The organism is Burkholderia sp. 22PA0099, from assembly GCF_047497165.1.
Lineage (GTDB): Bacteria > Pseudomonadota > Gammaproteobacteria > Burkholderiales > Burkholderiaceae > Burkholderia.
In genome coordinates, this window is sequence record NZ_CP163165.1 from 712,248 (window position 1) to 733,252 (window position 21,005).

At 67.4% G+C, this 21,005-nt stretch carries 16 protein-coding genes; 12 read left to right on the forward strand and 4 right to left on the reverse strand.

Annotation, left to right across the window (positions count from 1 at the left end; all coding sequences use genetic code 11):
* The first annotated feature begins 5 nt into the window (after positions 1 to 5).
* Together AB4851_RS18490 and purU are read left to right on the forward strand one after the other, a co-directional pair.
* The gene (locus AB4851_RS18490) at positions 6 to 857 is read left to right on the forward strand and encodes a DUF4743 domain-containing protein (protein ID WP_414450974.1); all 852 of its coding nucleotides are present in this window, start codon (positions 6 to 8) and stop codon (positions 855 to 857) included.
* 117 nt (positions 858 to 974) lie between these two features.
* Entirely contained in the window at positions 975 to 1,856 is an 882-nt protein-coding gene (purU, locus tag AB4851_RS18495; protein WP_414443103.1) for a formyltetrahydrofolate deformylase, read from the forward strand.
* A 55-nt stretch (positions 1,857 to 1,911) separates the two neighbouring features.
* On the opposite strand, the gene AB4851_RS18500 is transcribed toward purU, so the two are convergent.
* A complete protein-coding gene (locus AB4851_RS18500; RefSeq protein WP_414450975.1) occupies positions 1,912 to 2,997 on the reverse strand; it encodes an AI-2E family transporter in 1,086 nt (361 codons plus the stop codon).
* A gap of 178 nt (positions 2,998 to 3,175) precedes the next feature.
* Entirely contained in the window at positions 3,176 to 6,046 is a 2,871-nt protein-coding gene (gene uvrA, locus AB4851_RS18505; protein ID WP_414450976.1) for an excinuclease ABC subunit UvrA, read from the reverse strand.
* A 227-nt stretch (positions 6,047 to 6,273) separates the two neighbouring features.
* On the opposite strand from uvrA, the gene AB4851_RS18510 reads away from it, so the two are divergent.
* Together AB4851_RS18510 and AB4851_RS18515 are read left to right on the forward strand one after the other, a co-directional pair.
* Positions 6,274 to 7,464, forward strand: a complete 1,191-nt coding sequence (locus tag AB4851_RS18510) for an MFS transporter (protein ID WP_414443100.1) — start codon at positions 6,274 to 6,276, stop codon at positions 7,462 to 7,464.
* A 79-nt stretch (positions 7,465 to 7,543) separates the two neighbouring features.
* Positions 7,544 to 8,131: a single-stranded DNA-binding protein gene (locus tag AB4851_RS18515; protein ID WP_414450977.1), complete on the forward strand. Its 588-nt coding sequence runs from the start codon at positions 7,544 to 7,546 to the stop codon at positions 8,129 to 8,131.
* A gap of 86 nt (positions 8,132 to 8,217) precedes the next feature.
* Here the strand turns inward: AB4851_RS18515 and prpR are convergent, their stop codons facing one another.
* Positions 8,218 to 10,185 carry a propionate catabolism operon regulatory protein PrpR gene (prpR, locus tag AB4851_RS18520; protein ID WP_414450978.1) on the reverse strand — a complete coding sequence of 656 codons (1,968 nt, stop codon included), beginning with the start codon at positions 10,183 to 10,185 and terminating at the stop codon, positions 8,218 to 8,220.
* Positions 10,186 to 10,414: 229 nt separating this feature from the next.
* Between prpR and AB4851_RS18525 the strand changes: the two genes are divergently transcribed.
* The 8 genes from AB4851_RS18525 (at position 10,415) to AB4851_RS18560 (ending at position 19,589) form a co-directional block, all read left to right on the forward strand.
* Positions 10,415 to 11,299, forward strand: coding sequence for an isocitrate lyase/PEP mutase family protein (locus AB4851_RS18525; RefSeq protein ID WP_414443097.1), 885 nt, complete (start codon positions 10,415 to 10,417; stop codon positions 11,297 to 11,299).
* Between the two features lie 36 nt (positions 11,300 to 11,335).
* Positions 11,336 to 12,670 carry an MFS transporter gene (locus AB4851_RS18530; RefSeq protein ID WP_414450979.1) on the forward strand — a complete coding sequence of 445 codons (1,335 nt, stop codon included), beginning with the start codon at positions 11,336 to 11,338 and terminating at the stop codon, positions 12,668 to 12,670.
* 339 nt (positions 12,671 to 13,009) lie between these two features.
* On the forward strand, positions 13,010 to 13,924 hold the full coding sequence (locus tag AB4851_RS18535) for a LysR family transcriptional regulator (protein ID WP_414450980.1): 915 nt from the start codon (positions 13,010 to 13,012) through the stop codon (positions 13,922 to 13,924).
* Positions 13,925 to 14,136: 212 nt separating this feature from the next.
* Positions 14,137 to 14,541: a MarR family winged helix-turn-helix transcriptional regulator gene (locus tag AB4851_RS18540; protein ID WP_414450981.1), complete on the forward strand. Its 405-nt coding sequence runs from the start codon at positions 14,137 to 14,139 to the stop codon at positions 14,539 to 14,541.
* On the forward strand, positions 14,538 to 15,005 hold the full coding sequence (locus AB4851_RS18545) for a MarR family winged helix-turn-helix transcriptional regulator (RefSeq protein WP_414443093.1): 468 nt from the start codon (positions 14,538 to 14,540) through the stop codon (positions 15,003 to 15,005). The genes AB4851_RS18540 and AB4851_RS18545 overlap by 4 nt, the downstream gene beginning before the upstream one ends.
* 123 nt (positions 15,006 to 15,128) lie before the next feature.
* A complete protein-coding gene (locus AB4851_RS18550; RefSeq protein WP_414450982.1) occupies positions 15,129 to 16,676 on the forward strand; it encodes an efflux transporter outer membrane subunit in 1,548 nt (515 codons plus the stop codon).
* A gap of 91 nt (positions 16,677 to 16,767) precedes the next feature.
* Positions 16,768 to 17,994 carry an EmrA/EmrK family multidrug efflux transporter periplasmic adaptor subunit gene (locus tag AB4851_RS18555; RefSeq protein WP_414450983.1) on the forward strand — a complete coding sequence of 409 codons (1,227 nt, stop codon included), beginning with the start codon at positions 16,768 to 16,770 and terminating at the stop codon, positions 17,992 to 17,994.
* Between the two features lie 35 nt (positions 17,995 to 18,029).
* Positions 18,030 to 19,589 (forward strand): DHA2 family efflux MFS transporter permease subunit, encoded by a 1,560-nt coding sequence (locus AB4851_RS18560; protein ID WP_414443090.1) that lies wholly within the window; start codon positions 18,030 to 18,032, stop codon positions 19,587 to 19,589.
* A 54-nt stretch (positions 19,590 to 19,643) separates the two neighbouring features.
* Here AB4851_RS18560 and AB4851_RS18565 read toward each other — a convergent pair whose 3' ends face one another.
* Entirely contained in the window at positions 19,644 to 20,948 is a 1,305-nt protein-coding gene (locus tag AB4851_RS18565) for an NAD(P)/FAD-dependent oxidoreductase (RefSeq protein WP_414450984.1), read from the reverse strand.
* Between the last annotated feature and the right edge of the window lie 57 nt (positions 20,949 to 21,005).

A 21,005-nucleotide genomic window follows, 5' to 3' on the forward strand; every position in this document is an offset into this window, starting at 1 on the left:
CCGCCATGACGTTTTCCTGCATTGCCGCCGCGCGCCGCTTCGATGCGGCCGCGCACGTGCCGTTCGTGATCGCCGGCGAACGCTTCGGCTGGATTCGCCGCCGCGACCTCGACGCGCTGCGCCGCTGGCCCGACGTGTTCGAGATCGACGCCGCGCGCGTCGCGCTCGCGGCCGCGCTCGATACGCCCGACACGCGCAGCATGGCGCTCGCCAGCGTGATCGGCGCGCTGGCCGCCGAAGGGCGGATTCCGGGCTGGCGCAACGAGATCTATGCGATCCGCAATCACTTCGACGCGCCGCCGGCTGCCTATATCGAGCGGGCCGCGTCGCGCTTCTTCGGCACGCTGACCTACGCGGTCCACCTGAACGGCATCGTAGAATACGCGGCCGCGCAGCCGCTGCGGATGTGGATCGGGCGGCGCAGCGACACCAAGGCGACCGATCCGGGCATGCTCGACAACGTCGTGGCGGGCGGCATCGGCTGGGGCCTCGGCGTCGAGGACACGCTGGCCAAGGAGTGCTGGGAAGAGGCCGGCATCGACGCCGCGCTGGCCGCCCGCGCGATCGCGGGCCGCACCGTGCATGTGCTCTGCGAGATTCCCGAGGGCACCCAGGCCGAGCAGATCTTCGTCTACGACCTGCCGCTGCCGCACGATTTCGTGCCGCGCAACCAGGATGGCGAAGTGGCCGAGCACCGGCTGGCCGATGCGGCCGAGGTGATCGGCTGGCTCGCGGCCGGCGAGGCGACGATGGACGCGAGCCTCGCGATCCTCGACAGCCTGCTGCGCCATCGCGCGCTGGCCGCCGATGCCGTGCCCGGCATCGATGCGCTGTTCGCGCCGCCGCGCGAGGCCTGAAGCCGGCCGGCACTGCGCAGCACAGGCTTCAGGATTCGCACACCGAAACAACCGGCGCCCGCACCTTGCTGCGGGCGCTGCATGGATTCAACCGCTTCAAACGATGGAGGTGCGGTCATGTCGACCGACCATAGCTTTATCCTGAAACTGTCGTGCCCCGACAAGCACGGCATCGTGCACGCCGTATCCGGCTTCCTGTTCGAACGCGATACCAATATCGTCGATTCCGCGCAGTTCGGCGACAGCCGCACCAGCGAATTCTTCATGCGCGTGCATTTCGACCAGGCCACCGGCAGCGATGTCGACGCCACGCTCGACACGCTGCGCACCGATTTCGCGCCGCTCGCCGAGCGCTTCGAGATGCGCTGGGAAATGCACGATGCGCGGGCCAAGCCGCGCGTCGTGATCCTGGTGTCGAAGATCGGCCATTGCCTGAACGACCTGCTGTTCCGCTATCGCACCGGCCAGTTGCCGATCGATATCGTGGCGATCGTGTCGAATCACAAGGATTTCTACCAACTGGCGGCCAGCTACGACGTGCCGTTCCACCACTTCCCGCTGATGGCCGGCGCCTCGGCCGAGGCCAAGGCCGCGCAGGAAGCGCGCGTGCTGGACGTGATCGGCGAGCATTCGGCCGACCTGGTGGTGCTGGCGCGCTACATGCAGATCCTGTCGCCGAACATGTGCGAGCAGCTCGCCGGCCGCGCGATCAACATCCATCACTCGTTCCTGCCGAGCTTCAAGGGCGCGAAGCCGTATTACCAGGCCTTCGACCGCGGCGTGAAGCTGATCGGCGCGACCGCGCACTACGTGACCACCGACCTCGACGAAGGCCCGATCATCGAGCAGGAAGTCGAACGCGTGGACCACAGCATGACGCCCGAGCAACTGACGGCGATCGGCCGCGACGTGGAATGCGTGACGCTCGCGCGTGCCGTGAAGTGGCACGTCGAGCACCGGATTCTGCTGAATGGCACCAAGACGGTGGTGTTCCGTTAATTCGGAGAATTGAGCGAACGAGGGCGCGAGGGCGGTACGCGCCGCCCCCGCTTCGTCAGATCAGGCGCAGCGTCGACAGCTCGCGCTTGATATAGGCATAGAAGATCGGCGCGGCAATCACGCCCGGCACGCCGAACGCCGCTTCCATCACGAGCATCGCCAGCAGCAATTCCCATGCGCGCGATTCGATCTGGCCGCCGATGATGCGCGCGTTCAGGAAGTATTCGAGCTTGTGGATCACGATCAGGAACGCAAGCGACGCGATCGCCGTGCCCACGCCCACCGACAGCGACACCGCCACGATCATCGTGTTCGAGATCAGATTGCCGATCACCGGCAGCAGCCCGACCATGAACGTGATCAGCACCAGGGTCTTGGACAGCGGCATCTTCACGTGCACGATCGGCAGCACGGCCAGCAGATAAATGGCGGTGAATGCGGCGTTGATCGCCGAGATCTTGATTTGCGCGAACACGATGCGGCGGAACGAATCGGCGAACAGCCCGGCGCGCGTGAGCAGCGCCGTGGAAAGCGGGCGGCGCGCCTTGTTGCGATCCACGCCGATCGCGATCATCGCGCCGATGATCATCCCGAACAGCACATGGCCGAAGATCCGCGCGGCGCTCTTGCCGCCTTGCTGGAGCTGGTCCATGTGCTTCGACATCAGGCCGGTGGCCTTCACCTTCATTTGCGCGGCATCCACCGGCAGCACGTTCGCGAGCCAGCCCGGCACGCGCCCGCGTGCCTGGTCGACCATCTGCATCATCTGGCCCATCAGGCCCTGCAGGTTCGGCACCGTGTGCTCGACGTGCTCGATGATCGCGGCCGTGAGGCCGGCCAGCCCGCCGACGATCACCACCGACAGCAGCACCACGGCGAGCCAGCGCGCGCGCCCGCTCGACATGTGACGCTCGATGGCCGGCGCGATGGCGTGGACGAGTTGGTAGACCAGCAGCCCGGCCAGCAGGCCCGACAGCAGCTTCAGATGGAGCACCAGGAACAGGCCCAGCACGGCGAGGAGGTAGCTGCCGATCTCGATCGCCGACAGCTTCGGCAGGCTGAAGTCGCTCGTCAGCCTGACACTGCGCAGATGAGGCTCGCGTGACGGGGCGTCGCGCGTCGGCTCGGTTTGCTTCTCCATGACGGTTCCTGTTTCGGTCGGTACGGTTCGCGCGCTCGTGGACAAGACGCACGCCGCCCGCATCGCGCGAGTATAGCAACGATTGACGGCTGAAAATGCCGCTGCGGATACCGAGAACGGGGGAGCAATGAACGTGCCGCCGGGCCGGAACGGCCACGGCGGCGGCGGGACTGCGAATTTATTGCTTTGGACGCTTGAGCAGCGGCGCGAGGTATTTGCCGGTGAAGCTGGCCTTGGTTTTCGCGACCTGCTCGGGCGTGCCCTGGGCGATGATCTGCCCGCCGCCGGCGCCGCCCTCCGGCCCGAGGTCGATGACCCAGTCGGAGGTTTTGATGACGTCGAGATTGTGCTCGATGATGACGACCGTGTTGCCCTGGTCGCGCAGCCGGTGGATCACCTCGAGCAGCAGCGCGATGTCGTGGAAGTGCAGGCCGGTGGTCGGCTCGTCGAGGATGTAGAGCGTGCGGCCGGTGTCGCGCTTGGACAGCTCCAGCGAAAGCTTGACGCGCTGCGCCTCGCCGCCCGACAGCGTGGTGGCCGACTGGCCGAGCCGGATGTAGCCCAGGCCCACGTCGAGCAGCGTCTTGAGCTTGCGCGCCACCACCGGCACCGCGTTGAAGAACGTGTAGGCGTGCTCGACCGTCATGTCGAGCACTTCGCTGATGTTCTTGCCCTTGTACAGCACTTCGAGCGTTTCGCGGTTGTAGCGCTTGCCGTGGCAGACATCGCACGGCACGTAGACATCGGGCAGGAAGTGCATCTCGACCTTCAGCACGCCGTCGCCCTGGCAGGCCTCGCAGCGCCCGCCCTTGACGTTGAACGAGAAGCGGCCCGGATCGTAGCCGCGCTCCTTCGAGGCCGGCACGCCCGAGAACAGCTCGCGGATCGGCGTGAACAGGCCCGTATAGGTGGCCGGGTTCGAGCGCGGCGTGCGGCCGATCGGCGATTGATCGACGTTGATGACCTTGTCGAAATGCTCGAGGCCTTCGATCGATTCGTACGGCGCCGGTTCGGCCGACGAGCCGTACAGGTGGCGCGCGACGGCCTGATATAGCGTGTCGTTGATCAGCGTGGACTTGCCCGAACCGGACACGCCGGTGATGCAGGTCAGCAGGCCCACCGGCAGGTCGAGCGAGACGTGCTTGAGGTTGTTGCCGTGCGCGTCGCCGATCCGCAGCATGCGGTCCTCGTCGGGCGCCATGCGCTCGTCGGAGTATTCGATGAACTTCTTGCCGGCCAGATACTGGCCCGTCAGCGAGGCCGGGTTGGCCTGCACCTGCTTCGGCGTGCCTTCGGCGATCACCACGCCGCCGTGCTCGCCGGCGCCCGGCCCCATGTCGACCACGTAATCGGCCGTGCGGATCATGTCCTCGTCGTGCTCCACCACGATCACCGAGTTGCCGAGATCGCGCAGATGCTTGAGCGTGGCGATCAGGCGATCGTTGTCGCGCTGGTGCAGGCCGATCGACGGCTCGTCGAGCACGTACATGACGCCCGTGAGGCCGGAACCGATTTGCGAGGCCAGCCGGATGCGCTGCGCCTCGCCGCCCGACAGCGTTTCGGCGCTGCGCTCGAGCGACAGGTAATCGAGGCCCACGTTATTGAGGAAGGTGAGCCGCGCGACGATTTCCTTGATGACCTTGTCGGCGATCTCGGCCTTCGAGCCGTCGAGCTTGAGGCTGTCGAAATAGCCGAGCGTGTCGCGCAGCGGCCAGCCGCTCACTTCGAAGATGCCGCGCGCCTGCTCGCCCGAGCCGATGCGCACGAAGCGTGCCTCGCGGCGCAGGCGCGTGCCGTCGCAGGCCGGGCACGGCTGGTTGTTCTGGTATTTGGCCAGTTCCTCGCGCACCGCGGCCGAATCGGTCTCGCGGTAGCGGCGCTCCAGGTTCGGGATGATCCCCTCGAACACATGCTCGCGGATCGTCGTGCGACCGCGCTCGTTGATGTACGAGAACGGGATTTCCTGCTTGCCCGAGCCGTACAGCAGGATCTTGCGCACCTTTTCGGGCAGATCCTCGAAGGCGGCGTCGATATCGAACTCGTAGAACGCCGCCAGGCTTTGCAGCATCTGGAAGTAGAACTGGTTGCGCCGGTCCCAGCCCTTGACCGCGCCGGCGGCCAGCGACAGCGACGGATGCGCCACCACCCGCTTCGGGTCGAAGAACGTGATCTGGCCGAGGCCGTCGCATTCCGGGCAGGCGCCCATCGGGTTGTTGAACGAGAACAGGCGCGGTTCGAGCTCCTGCAGCGAATACGAGCAGATCGGGCAGGCGAACTTCGAGCTGAACAGGTGTTCGTGATCGGTATCCATCTCGAGCGCGATCGCGCGGCCGTCGGCCAGGCGCAGCGCCGTTTCGAACGATTCGGCCAGACGCTGCTTCATGTCCGGGCGCACCTTCAGGCGGTCGACCACCACGTCGATGGTGTGCTTGTCGTTCTTCTTGAGCTTCGGCAGCGATTCGACCTCGTAGATCTTCGCCACGCCCTCGTTGGCCGTGCCGCCGCCCGAGCGCACCCGGAACCGCACGAAACCGTGGGCCTGCATCTCCTCGAACAGCTCGGCGTGCTCGCCCTTGCGGTTGGCGACCACCGGCGCGAGGATCATCAGCTTGGTGTCTTCCGGCAACGCCAGCGCCGCATCGACCATCTGCGAGACGCTTTGGGCCTGCAACGGGATCTCGTGGTCGGGGCAGTAGGGCGTACCGACGCGTGCGTACAAAAGTCGCAGGTAGTCGTGGATTTCCGTGACGGTGCCGACGGTCGAACGCGGGTTGTGCGACGTCGCCTTCTGCTCGATCGAAATCGCCGGGGACAAACCTTCGATCAGGTCGACGTCGGGCTTCTCCATCAACTGAAGAAACTGCCGCGCGTAGGCGGACAGGCTTTCGACGTAGCGCCGCTGCCCTTCCGCATAAAGGGTGTCGAACGCCAACGACGATTTGCCCGATCCCGACAGCCCCGTGATGACCACCAGCTTGTGGCGGGGCAGGTCGAGATTGACGTTCTTCAGGTTGTGGGTGCGTGCCCCACGGATACGGATCTGTTCCATGAACCTGGCGAAAGAGGAGGAAACCAAACCTGCTACTATAACGGCTTTTCGAGACCGTCGTTTCGGGCTCCCGGCTCTCGTTTCGCCTGCCGCGCAGGTGTTTCGGAGCACGCGCTGCGCAGCTTGCGGCGCAGGCGAGGCAACCTGGCGGCGCGACTCGGAGCCGGCCTTATCCCCGCCGCCCGCCTATCGGGCGGATGCCCGCTCAAATCGACCCGCTTCCCCCGATGTCCAATCCGTCCGCTTCCTCCGCTCGCATGAGCGCGCCCGAAATGCGCGCGACCGCCTCGCTTGCCGCGATCTTCGCGCTGCGCATGCTGGGCCTGTTCATGATCATGCCGGTGTTTTCCGTCTACGCGAAAACCATCCCCGGCGGCGACAACGTGCTGCTCGTCGGCCTCGCGCTCGGCGCCTACGGCGTCACGCAATCGATGTTCTACATCCTTTACGGCTGGGCATCCGACCGTTTCGGCCGCAAGCCGGTGATCGCGTTCGGCCTGCTGGTGTTCGCGCTCGGCGCATTCATCGCCGCGTTCGCCCACGACATCACGTGGATCATCGTCGGCCGGGTCGTGCAGGGAATGGGGGCGGTATCGTCGGCGGTGCTGGCGTTCATCGCCGATCTGACCTCGGAGCGCAACCGTACCAAGGCGATGGCGATGGTCGGCGGCTCGATCGGCGTGTCGTTCGCGGTGGCGATCGTGGGCGCGCCGATCGTGTTCCATTGGGTCGGCATGAACGGGCTGTTCACGATCGTCGGCGTGCTCTCGCTGCTGGCGATCGGCGTGGTGTTCTGGGTGGTGCCCGACGCGCCTCAGCCGCCGGTGCACGTGAAGGCGCCGTTCGCCGAGGTGCTGCGCAACACCGAACTGCTGCGCCTGAATTTCGGCGTGCTGGTGCTGCATGCCACGCAAACCGCGCTGTTCCTCGTCGTGCCGCGCCTGCTGGTCGACGCCGGGCTGCCGGTGGCTTCGCACTGGCAGGTGTACCTGCCGGTGATGGGGCTGGCCTTCGTGGCGATGGTGCCGGCCATCATCGTGGCCGAGAAGCGCGGCAAGATGAAGCCGGTGCTGCTCGGCGGCATCGCGTCTATCCTGATCGGCCAGTTGTTGCTCGGCTCCACCCCGCATACGATAGTGATCGTCGCGGCGGTGCTGTTCGTGTACTTCCTCGGCTTCAACATTCTCGAGGCCTCGCAGCCTTCGCTCGTTTCCAAGCTCGCACCGGGTTCGCGCAAGGGCGCGGCCACCGGCGTCTACAACACCACGCAATCGATCGGCCTGGCGCTGGGCGGCGTGGTGGGCGGCTGGCTGCTGAAGACGGGCGGGGCGAACGAGGTGTTTTATACGTGCTCTGCCCTGGTTGCGGTGTGGCTTATAATCGCCGCCAGCATGAAACAGCCGCCGCGCAAGGCCTGACGGGCGTCGCGCGTCGGCTGTTTCGCCGGCCGCCGCGTGGGTTTCGCGCCGGCCGGTTTCGAATCTTTTGGAGAAATACATGGCATCCGTCAACAAGGTCATTCTCGTCGGCAACCTCGGCGCCGACCCCGAAGTGCGTTACCTGCCGAGCGGCGATGCCGTGGCGAACATTCGTCTTGCCACCACCGATCGCTACAAGGACAAGGCAAGCAACGAATTCAAGGAAGTGACCGAGTGGCATCGCGTGGCGTTCTTCGGCCGTCTGGCCGAGATCGTCAACGAGTACCTGAAGAAGGGCTCGGCGGTGTACATCGAAGGACGCCTGCGTACCCGCAAGTGGCAAGGCCAGGACGGCCAGGATCGCTACTCCACCGAAATCGTCGCGGACCAGATGCAGATGCTCGGCGGCCGTGGCGGCGCGGGTGGTGGCGGCGGTGGTGACGATGGCTACGGCGGCGGCGGCGGCGGCGGTTATGGCGGTGGCAGTGGTGGCGGCAGCCGCGGCGGCGACATGGAGCGCGGCGGTGGCGGTGGCCGTGCATCCGGCGGTGGCGGCGGTGCGCGCAGCAGCGGCGGTGGTGGCGGTGGCGGTGGCGGTTCGAGCCGTCAGAGCCAGCCGCCGTCGGGCGGCGGTTTCGACGAGATGGACGACGATATCCCGTTCTGATCGGCAACTCGCCATCTGTTGTAGAAAGGCCTCGATTGCGCATCGAGGCCTTTTTTATTGCCTGCCGTGACGCCGCCGCACTTTCCTCAAGCCGACGACGGTGCCTTCAAGATCCGCCACAGCGTCGTGCGTCCGATCCCGAGCGCCCGGCTCGCCGCGGCGCGATTGCCGCCATGCGCCGCGAGCGCCTGCTCGATGTCCTCGCGCGTGACCGGCGCTTGCCGAGCCTGAACCCCGTCGCGCGTCGCGTCCTCGTCATGCTCCGGCGATAACGGCCCATCCTCCGCCCCGAACTCCGGAAAAATCTCGGCCAACAGCGCCGACACCGACGCATCCCCCTCATCCTCCGCAGCAAACAGCGCCGCCCGCGCCAGCAGGTTCTCCAGCTCCCGCACGTTCCCCGGCCACGCGTAACGCGCGAAATACGGCGCGAACCACGCGAGCACGCGCTCGACCGAGCCCGGCGCCAACGCGTAACGCGCCGCCGTCGCCCGCAACAGGTGCCGCGCGAGCGCCGCGATATCCTCCCGCCGCTCGCGCAGCGCCGGCAGCGCGATATTCAGCAGGTTGAGCCGGAAATACAGATCGGCCCTGAAGCTCCCCTCCGCCACCATCGCGCGCAAATCGCGGTGGGTCGCGGCGATCACGCGGATATCCACCGGCGTCGCGCGGCTCGCGCCGAGCTTCATCACTTCGCGCTCCTGCAACACGCGCAGCAGCCGGCTTTGCAGCGCGGCCGGCATCTCGCCGATCTCGTCGAGGAACAGCGTGCCGGTGTGAGCCGTCTCGATCAGGCCCGGCTTGCCGCCGCGTCGCGCGCCCGTGAACGCGCCTTCCTCGTGGCCGAACAGCTCGCTCTCGATCAGCCCGTCGGGCAGCGCGGCGCAGTTGAACGCAACGAACGGATTGCCGCGCCGCGAGCTCGCGTTGTGGATGCCCTGCGCGACCAGCTCCTTGCCGGTGCCGCTTTCCCCGGTCAACAGAACCGTGGCGTCGTGCCGGGCGCTGATCGTCGCGAGCCGGCGCACGCGCGTCATGGCGGCCGATTCGCCCACCAGGTCGCCCAGCTCGTAGCGGGCCACCAGATGGCGCGGGCGCTGGGTCGTGCGCAGCGAGCGGTCGATGCGCTGCGCGACGAGCGCGTCCTGCACCGTCACGACCGTGCCCGAGCGCACACCTTGCTCGACGATCGGCACGCCGCCGACGATCAGCGAACGCCCGCCGATCTGCTGGATTCGCTCGTCGACGGGCGCGTCGCTGCTGGCCACTTCGCGCAGCAGCGGGCCGACCGCGCGTTCGAGCTGGGCGGCCACGTCGCTGCCGCGATCGAGGTTCAGCAGGTGGAGCATCGCCGGGTTCACGGCTTCGAGCTGCCCGGCATCGTCGAACGCGGCCACGCCGTCGCGCAGGTGCGAAACGATGGTGTTCAGGCGTACCCGCTTCGATTCCTTCTGACGGCTCACGCGCGCCAGTTCGACCGAGCGCTCGAACGCCTCGCCCACCGCGCCGAGCGAATACAGGAACACGCTTTCGAGGCCGGCCGCCTGCGCCAGATCGCAGGCCATGCCCGGCCCGATGATCACGCGGCAGCCGGACGCGGCCAGCGTTTCGACGGCGGTGCGCACCTCGTCGACGGTGCGGTAGGCGCGCTGTGTCAGGCGCAGCTTGAGCCATGCGCCGAGGTCGGCCAGCTCGTGCGACACGCTCTCGTGCAGGACCAGCCCGATCGCCTCGCCGGGCCAGGTGGCGTTGGCGTGCGTGATGGCCGCGAGCACGTCGAAGCCGTTCACGCGCACGACCACCACCGGCACGTTCAGGTTGTCGCGCAGATACGCGCCGTTCGAGCCGGCGGCCAGCACGACATCCACCGTGCCGGCCTCGATGGCCGGCTGCAAGGCCGCGACGGCGTTGCCATAGCCCTCGCGGATATAGATCAGGCGCGCCTGATCGTCGTAGCGCGGCGCGACGGTCGCGAACAGATGCTGCAGGCGGCTGATGCTGACGAGCGCGATGGCCGGTCGGCCCTGGCGCGCGGGCGAATTGGGCGAGGACATGGGCGTGGCGGCGAAATGAAGGTGGAACGTTCGTGAAACGTTTCGATGCGCTCGAAAACGTTTCGCGGATTTTGCCATGAAACGCATCGAGCGAAATCCGGCCGCCATTCGCTGCCGTCAGGCCCCGCCAGGTCGCTTCCCGCCGTGCTCCACGCCGAAACGTGCCATTGGCACGTTTTTCGCAATCACAGGGCCGGACCAATCCACCTTCATCATCAGGAAACTTGCCATGTCTTCCTCCGCAAACGTGCGACGCGCCGCGTTCCGCACCAAGGTCAACGAACGCCGCGGCCTGCTCGTGCCGGGCGCCTTCAACGCGATGAGCGCGCGCGTCATCGAGGATGCCGGTTTCGAGGCGCTGTACCTGACGGGCGCGGGCGTCACCAACATGTCGTTCGGCCTGCCGGATCTCGGCTTCATCGGCCTGAGCGACATCGCCGAGCACACGGCGCGGGTGCGCGATGCGGTCGACCTGCCGCTGATCGTCGATGCCGACACGGGCTTCGGCAACGCGCTGAACGTGCGTCACACGGTTCGCACGCTGGAGCGCAGCGGCGCGGACGCGATCCAGTTCGAGGATCAGGTGATGCCGAAGAAGTGCGGCCATTTCAACAACAAGGAAGTGATCGGCCGCAGCGAGATGGTCGGCAAGATCCGCGCGGCGGTGGATGCGCGCGACGACGCCAACCTGCTGATCATGGCGCGCACCGACGCGGCGGCCGTGCACGGCATCGAGGACGCCATCGAGCGCGGCCACGCGCTGATCGAGGCCGGCGCGGACATCCTGTTCATCGAGGCGACCGAGCGGCTGGAGGACATCGAGCGCCTGCCGAAGCTGATCGACGCCCCGCAGCTCATCAACATCGTGATCGGCGGCAAGACGCCGGTGCAGTCGCGCGACACGCTGGCCGGCCTCGGCTACGCACTCGTGCTGTACGCGAACGCGGCGCTGCAAGGCGCGCTGGTCGGCATGCAGCGCGCGCTCGGCCAGTTGAGCGCCAACGGCCGGCTCGACGAGGACCCGTCGATCGTCGCGCCGTTCGCCGAGCGCCAGCGCCTCGTCAACAAGCCGTTCTACGACCAGCTCGATCGCGAGTACGCCCCGAAGGGCTGAACTCGACAATCCGGAGCACATATAAGAGGAGACAACATGACGAACCTGCGGGATCTTGAGATCGGCGCTGCGCCCGGTACGGCGGCGCACGCGACAGCGGCCGCATCGGCGCCGGCCCCGACGATCCGCTCGATCGTCGGCGGCCTGGCCGGCAACCTGATCGAGTGGTACGACTTTCTCGCGTACAGCATCTTTTCGATCTATTTCGCGAAGGCGTTCTTCCCGAGCGACAAGCCGACAGTACAACTGATGAATACCGCGGCGATCGCGGCGGTGGGCTACGTGGCGCGGCCGCTGGGAAGCTGGCTGGTCGGGCTGTATGCCGACCGGCATGGGCGCAAGAAGGCGCTGACCTGGTCGGTGACGGCGATGTGCGTGGGTTCGCTGATGATCGCCGTGACGCCCGATTACGCGACGATCGGCGTGCTCGCGCCGATCGTGCTGATCGCGGCGCGGCTGTTGCAAGGCCTCAGCATGGGCGGCGAATACGGCACCAGCGCCACGTACCTGAGCGAAATCGCGCCGCCGAACCGGCGCGGCTTCTATCTGGGCTTCCTGCAGGTCAGCGTGGTGGCGGGGCAACTGGTGGCGCTCGCGCTGATGCTCGTCATGCAGAACCTGCTGATGAGCGGCGCGCAGATCGAACGCTGGGGCTGGCGCGTGCCGTTCCTGATCGGCGGCGCGCTCGCCTTGTTCGCGCTGTACATGCGTCGCAACGTGACCGAATCGGAGGCGTTCCGTCGCGCCGCGCGCGAGGGCGGCCCGTCGGTGGCGCGGCAGTTGTTCGATCATTGGCCGCAGATCCTGCTGGCGATCGGCATCACGATCGGTGGCACGGTGGGCTTCTACACGTTCACCGTGTACATGCAGAAATACCTGGTGAATACGGTGGGCCTGACGAAGGAAACCTCCACGCTGGTGTCGACCGCCGCGCTGCTGCTCTACATGCCGTTGCAGCCGCTGTTCGGGCTTGCATCCGACGTGTTCGGGCGGCGCGCCGTGCTGATCTGCTTCGGCCTGTCGACGACGCTGTTCTCGGTGCCGCTGTTTACGGCGCTGAGTCACACGCACAGCGCGCTGATCGCGTTCCTGCTGTCGTTCGCGGGGCTCGTGATGTTGAGCGGCTTCACGTCCGTGCACATGCTGGCGAAAACCGAGCTGTTCCCGGTGCGGATTCGTGCGCTCGCAGTGGGCCTGCCGTACGCGCTGACCACGGCGATCCTCGGCGGCACGACGGAATTCGTCGCGCTGCGGTTCAAGGCGAGCGGCCACGAACAGTACTTCTACTGGTACGTGACGGCCTGCGCGGCGATCTCGTTGATCGTCTATTTGCGCATGCCGGAAACACGCGTCAGGCAGGCCGCTGCCTGAGGCCAAACCGAATGGGCATCCGAGCGCCGGGCCGGTTTGCCGCATCGTTTGGGCGCGCCGGAAGACCGGCGCGATTGCATCGGTCTCCGAAACAAGCTCGTGGTGCCATACGAACGTGCGGCGTCACGCCGATGTTGTTTCGTTCTCCATCACAATATTTTCGATTCTGATCCGTCGTCACGGGCAGGGCACGCTGCCCTCCCGATTCGAGGCCCGGCGGCTCCGGTCGGGAAACGATAAAATGCCGCTCTGCCGTCCGCCCCTGGACGCAGCGACACTACTGCGTGGCGATCCTGCGCGAGCCGTGTCGAATCGCGCACGCTACCCGGAAACGTCGTCATGGAATATATCGATAGCCTGCGTATCTTCTGTTCGGTCGTCGAGGCGCGCGGCTTTACCCGTGCCGCCGACATGCTCGGCCTGTCCACCCCGGTCGTGTCGCGTGCGATCGCCGCGCTCGAGAAGCGGCTCGGCGTTCGCCTGTTCAATCGCACCACGCGGCAGATCTCGCTGACCGAAGCGGCCGAGCAGTTCTACGAAGGTTGTGTGCGCGTGATCGCCGATCTCGATGCGCTGGAAGAGGGCGCGTCCACGCAGGCACGCGAGCCCACCGGCGTGCTGCGCGTGATCTCGCACGCGACGGCCACCATGCACCGGCTGCAGCCGCTGATCGCCAGCTACAAGCTCAAGTATCCGAAGGTGAACATCGACGTGACGCTGGCCGAACGGCCGGTCGATCTGGTCGCGGAAGGCTACGACATCGGCCTGCTGCTGCCGTTCATGCTGACCTCGGACACCGTCGTCACGCGCCTGATGGAGCTGATCCCGTTCGAACTGGTGGCCTCGCCCGAATACCTGGCGCGCCATTCGGCGCCCACCCACCCGTCGCAGATCGCCGACCACCTGGTGGTGGCGTTCTCCACCTCGATACGCAAGCCCGAGCTGCGCTTCGGCGTGGACGGCGAGACGCTGACGGTGCCGTTCCGCTACGAGATCGAGTCGAACAACGCGCCGTTCAATCTCGGCATGGTGCTGCAAGGTTTCGGGATCGGCATGCTGCCCAGTTCGGTGGTGGCGGCCGACCGTGAAGCGGGCCGGCTGGTGCCGGTGCTGCCGGAATATTCGCTGGTCGACATGGGCGCAGAGATCCGGCTTGCTTACAGTTCCCGTACATTGATGCCGGCCAAAGTCCGCAGCTTCATCGAGCATACGGTCGCGTTCTTCGAAACCGCGTCGCCGCCCGTCCCGCGCTGAGCCTTTCCAGGCGGGCGTTTCGCCCAAATTCATCCGGATCAAATGGCGTGCCTCGGGGCCGCGAACGTCGTGAATGTGTTAAATGCTTGCCGGGTCGATTCTTGTCGCGACAGTGATAATTGATTGCTTTCCATGGCATTGCTGACCCGGCCCCTCATCTCTAGTCTGTGCGCATGCACAGAGAATCTTCCGAAACAGACCATTGTTTTGCGATGCGTCAGGCCGCGCGACATGTCTCGCGGTTTTACGAGCTGTATCTGTCGCAAGCCGGCGTCACGCTTTCGCAGTTCTGCATCCTCCGCTCGCTCGGCGATTCGGTGAGCACCACGATGGCGGAGCTGGCGCGCGCCACGGCAACCGACCGCACGACGCTGGTTCGCACGCTGAAACCGTTGCTGGGCGCGGCGTTGATCGTTCAGGCGCCGAGCGAGGGCGCGCGCCGGCAGCGGTTTGCGCTGACGCTCGAAGGGCAGCGCAAGCTGGGCGACGCGATGCGTTATTGGCGTGCCGCGCAGGCCGCGTTCGAGAGCCGGTTCGGCTTGCGGCGCGCGCAGGCGCTCGATGTCGAACTGTTTGCCGCAGCACGCGAATGCGTGCCCGGGGGAGCGCCTGCATGAAACCGTTGCAATTGCCGCCGCAGGCGCTGACCGTGCCGGCCGACGAATTCGGCGCGAGCCTCGGCTACCTGCTCACGCAAACCCACGCGCGCCTCGCGCTGCGAATCAACCAGCGCGCGCAGGCCGAACTCGGCGTGACGGGCGTGCAGGGCAAGATGCTGTACCTGCTGGCCGCCGGCCGTTGCGAGACGGCCGCCGATCTCGCCCGCGACTGCTGCGTGGACGCCAGCGCGATCACGCGCGTGCTCGACCGCGTCGAAGTGCGCGGGCTGCTGACCCGGGAGCGCGATCGCGACGATCGACGCATCGTGCGGCTGGTGCCGACCGAAACGGGCCGCGCGCTCGCCGAGGCGATGCCGGCGCTCTATGCCGGCGTGATCGACGAAGCGCTCGTGGGCCTCGTGCCCGAGGAAGTCGGCTCGTTGAAGCGGATGCTGCACCGCATCCTCGAAAACGGCGTTTGAGCTTGCGCGCGGTGCGTATTGGGTCCTCGTCATGCGTTCTATTAGTTGTCTAGTCCATCAATCCAGGGGAGCTGTTTTTATGAAACTCGTTACAGGCACGACGTTGCGCCGCGGAGCCGCACGATGAGCGCGCGGGCCAAGCCGATGCCGCTGCGCGCGATCCGCGCGGCGGCGCTGTCGGCCGTTGCCGCGTTCGCCCTGGCCGGTTGCGCCAACTACATCGGCATCCACAGCGACAAGCAGATCGAGCCGGCCTCGCAACTCGAAGCGACCCAGAGCCTGCCCGCCGAGGGCGGCCAATGGCCGACGCTCGATTGGGCGCAGCAGTTCGGCGATCCGCAACTGCCGCAACTGATCGCCGAGGCGCTCGACGGCAACCCGACCATCGCGCAGGCGCAGGCGCGGCTGGCCAAGGCGTCGTCGTATATCGAGACGTCGCGCGCGGCGCTGATGCCGAAGGTCGAGGGCAGCTATTCCTGGACGCGCGAGCTGTATTCGGGCAACGGCCTGTACCCGCCGCCCTATGGCGGCAGCTGGTACAGCGAGAACAACGTGCTGGCGAGCGCAACGTGGGAGCTGGACCTGTGGGGCAAGAACCGTCAGCGGCTGCGCTCGGCGGTGTCGCAGCAGCGGGCGGCGCAGGCCGAATTCCAGCAGGCGCGCGTGACGCTCGCCGTGTCGGTCGCGCGCAGCTACAACCAGCTTGCGCAGCTCTATGCACTGCGCGACATCGCCCAGCGCGAGATCGACAACCGCCAGACGGTCGGCAAGATCACCGAAGGGCGCGTGGGCGCGGGCCTCGACACCAACGTCGAGCGGCAGACCGCGCGCGGCAACGTGGCGACCAGCCAATCCTCGCTGTCCGATCTCGACGGCCAGATCACCGTCACCCGCTATCAACTGGCGGCGCTGCTCGGCAAGGGCCCGGACCGCGGCCTGAAGATCGCCGTGCCGGTGCTGAAGCCGGGCGGGGCGGTCGATCTGCCCGGCAACATTCCGGCCGACCTGGTGGCGCGCCGGCCCGATCTGGTGGCCGCGCGCTGGCAGGTGGAAGCGGCGATGCACGACGTGAAGGAGGCGAAGGCCGAATTCTTCCCCGACGTGAACCTCGCGGCGGGCTTCGGTTTCGATGCGTTCGGCTGGGGCCAGTTCCTGAAATTCGCGAGCCGCCAGGCGCAGTTCGGGCCGGCCGTGCACCTGCCGATCTTCGATGCCGGCGCGTTGCGCGCGCAGTTGAAAGGGCGCTACGCCGATTTCGATCTGAACGTCGCGAACTACAACCAGACGCTGATCGGCGCGCTCAACGACGTGGCCACGCAGGTGGCGACGATCCGCTCGATCGACCGGCAGATGGGCGATGCGCAGCGTGCGCTGGACGCCTCGGCGCGCGCCTACGATCTCGCCGTGGTGCGCTACAAGGCCGGCCTCGCGCCGCAGTTGCTGGTGCTCAGTGCCGACGTCAACCGCCTGAGCGCCGAGCAGACCGTCACGAACCTCGTGATGCGCCGCCGCGACATGCAGATCGGCCTGATCAGCGCGCTGGGCGGCGGCTTCGACGCAAGCGGTTCGCCGCTCGCCGCGCCGGATGCGGCGTCGGCACCGGCCCCCGTGTCGGCTCCGGCCCCCGCCGCTGCGCCGGTCACGGCAGCATCGGCCCCGGCCGCCGGCTGAGTTTCCCGCAGTTCCAGTTCCAATTCGAATCGACAAGCAGAGCCCGTCGCGCCGCAGCGCGGCGTGACGGGCGCAGACGGAGAACCTCGCGATGAGCGAACCCCAGCAACAAGCCGCGGCGCCCGCCGCGCAGAACGGCAAGCGCAAGCGGATGATGGCGCTGCTCGCCGTCGTGGTCGTGATCGCCGCCGTCGCCTACGGCCTTTACTACTTCCTGGTCGCGCGCTTCCATGAAGATACCGACGACGCCTACGTGAACGGCAACATCGTGCAGATCACGCCGCAGGTCACGGGCACCGTGATCGCGGTCAACGCCGACGACACGCAATCGATCCGCGAAGGCGAGCCGCTCGTCAAGCTCGATCCGGCCGACGCGGCGATCTCGCTGCAATCGGCCGAGGCGAACCTCGCGCAGACCGTGCGCCGCGTGCGCGGCATGTATGCCGACGACGACCAGTTCCGCGCCCAGGTCACGCAGCGCGAATCGGACCTGTCGAAGGCGCAGGACGACCTGCGCCGCCGTGTCGCCGTCGCGCAGACGGGCGCCGTCTCGCAGGAAGAAATCTCGCACGCCCGCGACGCCGTGAAGGCCGCGCAGGCCTCGCTCGACGCCACCAAGCAGCAGCTCGCGGCGAACGTGGCGCTGACCGCCAACACCACCGTCAGCAACCATCCGGACGTGTTGGCCGCCGCCGCACGGGTGCGCGACGCCTATCTGGCGAACGCCCGCAACACGCTGCCGGCGCCGGTCACGGGCTACGTGGCGAAGCGCTCGGTGCAGGTCGGCCAGCGCGTCTCGCCCGGCACGCCGCTGATGTCGGTGGTGCCGCTCGGCCAGATCTGGGTGGACGCGAACTTCAAGGAAGTGCAACTGACGCACATGCGCATCGGCCAGCCGGTCGAGGTGACGGCCGACGTGTACGGCTCGTCGGTCAAGTATCACGGCAAGGTAGTGGGCTTCTCGGCCGGCACCGGCTCGGCGTTCTCGCTGCTGCCCGCGCAGAACGCCACCGGCAACTGGATCAAGGTCGTGCAGCGCCTGCCGGTGCGTGTCGCGCTCGATCCCAAGGAGCTCGAACAGCATCCGCTGCGCATCGGCCTGTCGATGCAGGTCGACGTGAATATCCAGGACGAGAGCGGCGGCCAGTTGGGCGGCGTGCAGAACACCGTCTACCAGACCGACGTGTTCGCGAAGTACGGCGACGAGGCCGATGCCGAAATCGCCCGTATCATCGCGGAGAACGCGGCCGGCGGCCCGGGCCGCCCGGCGGCTGCGCCGGCGGCGGCCGCCACGGCGCACCGCAAGCCGCTCGCCTGAGGCGGGATGGCTGACGGCAACCACCGGACGACTCGATGAATGCTCCTTCCTCTCCCGGTCCGCTGACAGGCGGCAAGCTCGCGCTCGGCACCGTGGCCGTGTCGCTCGCGATGTTCATGAACGTGCTCGACTCGTCGATCGCGAACGTCGCGATTCCGACCATTTCCGGTGATCTCGGCGTGTCCGTCGATGAAGGCACGTGGGTGATCACGATCTTCGCGGCGGCCAACGCCGTGTCGATTCCCCTGACCGGCTGGCTCGTGCAGCGCTTCGGCCAGGTACGCCTGTTCGTCACCGCGATCCTGTTGTTCGTGCTGTCCTCGTGGCTGTGCGGGCTGGCTCCGAACCTGCCGTTCCTGCTCGGCGCGCGAATCTTGCAGGGCGCCGTGGCGGGGCCGCTCGCGCCGCTCTCGCAGGCGCTGCTGCTCGGCGCGTGGCCCAAGCAGAAATCGTCCACGGCGCTCGCGCTGTGGGGCATGACCACGCTGGTCGGGCCGATCGCCGGGCCGTCGCTCGGCGGCTGGATCACCTACGACTACAACTGGTCGTGGATCTTCTACATCAACATCCCGGTCGGCATCTTCGCGGCGGCGGTCACCTGGTCGATCTTCCGCGATCGCGAATCGGTCACGCGCAAGCTGCCGATCGACACGGTCGGGCTGATCGCGCTGATCGTCTGGGTCGGCTCGCTGCAGGTGATGCTCGACAAGGGCAAGGATCTCGACTGGTTCGGCTCGCCGTTCATCGTCGGGCTCGGGGTGGTCGCGGCAATCGGCTTCGCATTCTTCGTGATCTGGGAACTGACCGCGAAGAACCCGGTGGTGGATCTGCGGCTGTTCAAGCAGCGCAATTTCGCGGGGGGCACAGTGGCGCTGTCGGTGGCCTATGCGATGTTCTTCGGCACGCTGGTGGTGCTGCCGCAGTGGATGCAGGAATCGCTCGGCTATCGCGCCGTGGATTCGGGGCTGACCACCGCGCCGCTCGGCGTGTTCGCGATCGTGCTGACGCCGTTCATCGGGCGCATCCTGCCCAAGAGCGACGCGCGCGTGATCGCGACGATGGCCTTCGTGCTGTTCGCGGGCGTGTTCTTCATGCGCACGCGCTTCTACACCGACGTGTCGAATTGGGACCTCGTGCTGCCCACGCTGCTGCAGGGCATTCCGATGGCGTTGTTCTTCGTGCCGCTCACGTCGATCATCCTGTCGGGGCTGCCGCCCGAGAAGATCCCGGCGGCGGCCGGCCTGTCGAATTTCGCGCGGATGTTCTGCGGCGCGGTGGGCACCTCGCTGATCGGCAACCTCTGGAACAACCGCACGGTGCTGCATCACGAGCGGCTGACCGAGCAGGCCAACGCGACCAATCCGATCTACAACCAGTCGATCGATTCGATGCAGTCGTCGCTGCATGTGGGCAGCGACACGGCGCATGCGCTGTTCAATCTGTCGGTGGACGGGCAGGCCCTGGTGATGGGGCTCAACGACGTGTTCTTCATCTCGTCGGTGATCTTCATCCTGATCATTCCGCTGATCTGGATCACCAAGCCGGTACGCCAGGCCAAGGGCGCACCGGCGGCGGATGGCGGCGGCGCGCACTGAGCGCCGCGGCATGAAAAACGGCCCGCAGCGTTTCGGCTGCGGGCCGTTGTCGTTTCAGAAGCGTTCCAGCACCGAATGCCAGCGCATGCCGAGTTCGAGCGCCGGCTGGCGCCACGCCGGGCCGCCCGGAAAGCGCCGGTGCCGCAGCCGCGCGAACAGCTCGAACATCGCGCGTTCGCCGGTGATCGCACGCGCCACGGCGCGGCCCGCGATGCCCGTCAGCGCCACGCCGTGGCCGCTGAAGCCCTGCAGATAGAAGTAGTTCGGATCGAGCGCGCCGATGTCGGGCGCGCGGTTGCGCGTGACGTCGACGAAGCCGCCCCAGCGGTAATCGATGCGCGCGTCGGCCAGTTGCGGGAACACCTCGATCATGCGCGCGCGGATCGACGCCGAGAGCTGCTCGGGTGCTGCGCCGGCCGAGGTGGCGCGGCCGCCGAACACCATCCGGTGATCGGCCGACAGCCGGTAGTAGTCGAGGAACACGTTGTTGTCGCAGGCGGCCTCGCGGCCCGGCATCAGGGCATCCGCACGTGCCGCGCCGAGCGGCTCGGTGGCGATGAGGTAGGACGGCACCGGGCCGATGCGGGCCTCGATCGGCTCGGGCAGGAAGCCGCCCGGGCCGGCGTTGACGCATGACACCACGAAGCGGCAGCGCACCTCGCCCGAGCGGGTGCGCACCACCGGCCGGTCGCCGCGCACGACGCCGGTGACGGCCGAATGCGCGAACAGTTGCGCGCCCTCGCGACGCGCCGCGTCGGCGAGGCCCAGGCAATACTTGAGCGGATGCAGGTGGCCCGACAACGGGTCGTGCACGCCGGCCAGATAGAGGCGCGAGGCGACGCGTGCGCGGATCGCGTCGGTGTCGAGCCAGGTGAGGGCGGGGTGGCCCCAGCGCTGCGTCGCGGCGTCCATCCAGGCGCGCAGTTCGGGTACGCGACGCGGCTTGGTGGCGAGCGTCAGGTAGCCGCGCGTGAAATCGCACGCGATGCCGTAGCGGGCGATCCGCTCGGCGATCAACTCCACGCCGTCGAACGAGAGCCGCCATGCGGCGCGTGCGCCGTCGTCGCCGAGCTGGCGTGCGATTTCGTGGTCGTTCGCGAAGCCGCCGATCACCTGCCCGCCGTTGCGGCCGGAGGCGCCCCAGCCCGGGCGGTAGGCGTCGAGCACCACGACGCTCAGGCCCGCCGCGCGGCAATCGAGCGCGACCGACAGGCCCGTGAAACCCGCGCCGATCACGCACACGTCGGCGTCGAGCGCGCTGTCGAGCACAGGATCGTCGGCGGCCGGGCGCGTGGCGGTGGCTTCGTAGTACGAATCACGCGCGAGCGCGTCCGCATGCTGGAGGAAGGTCGGTGTCATGGGTGGGGATCGTCTCACGCGACGCGGCGCGCGGCAATCTGGCCGATTGTCAGGGGA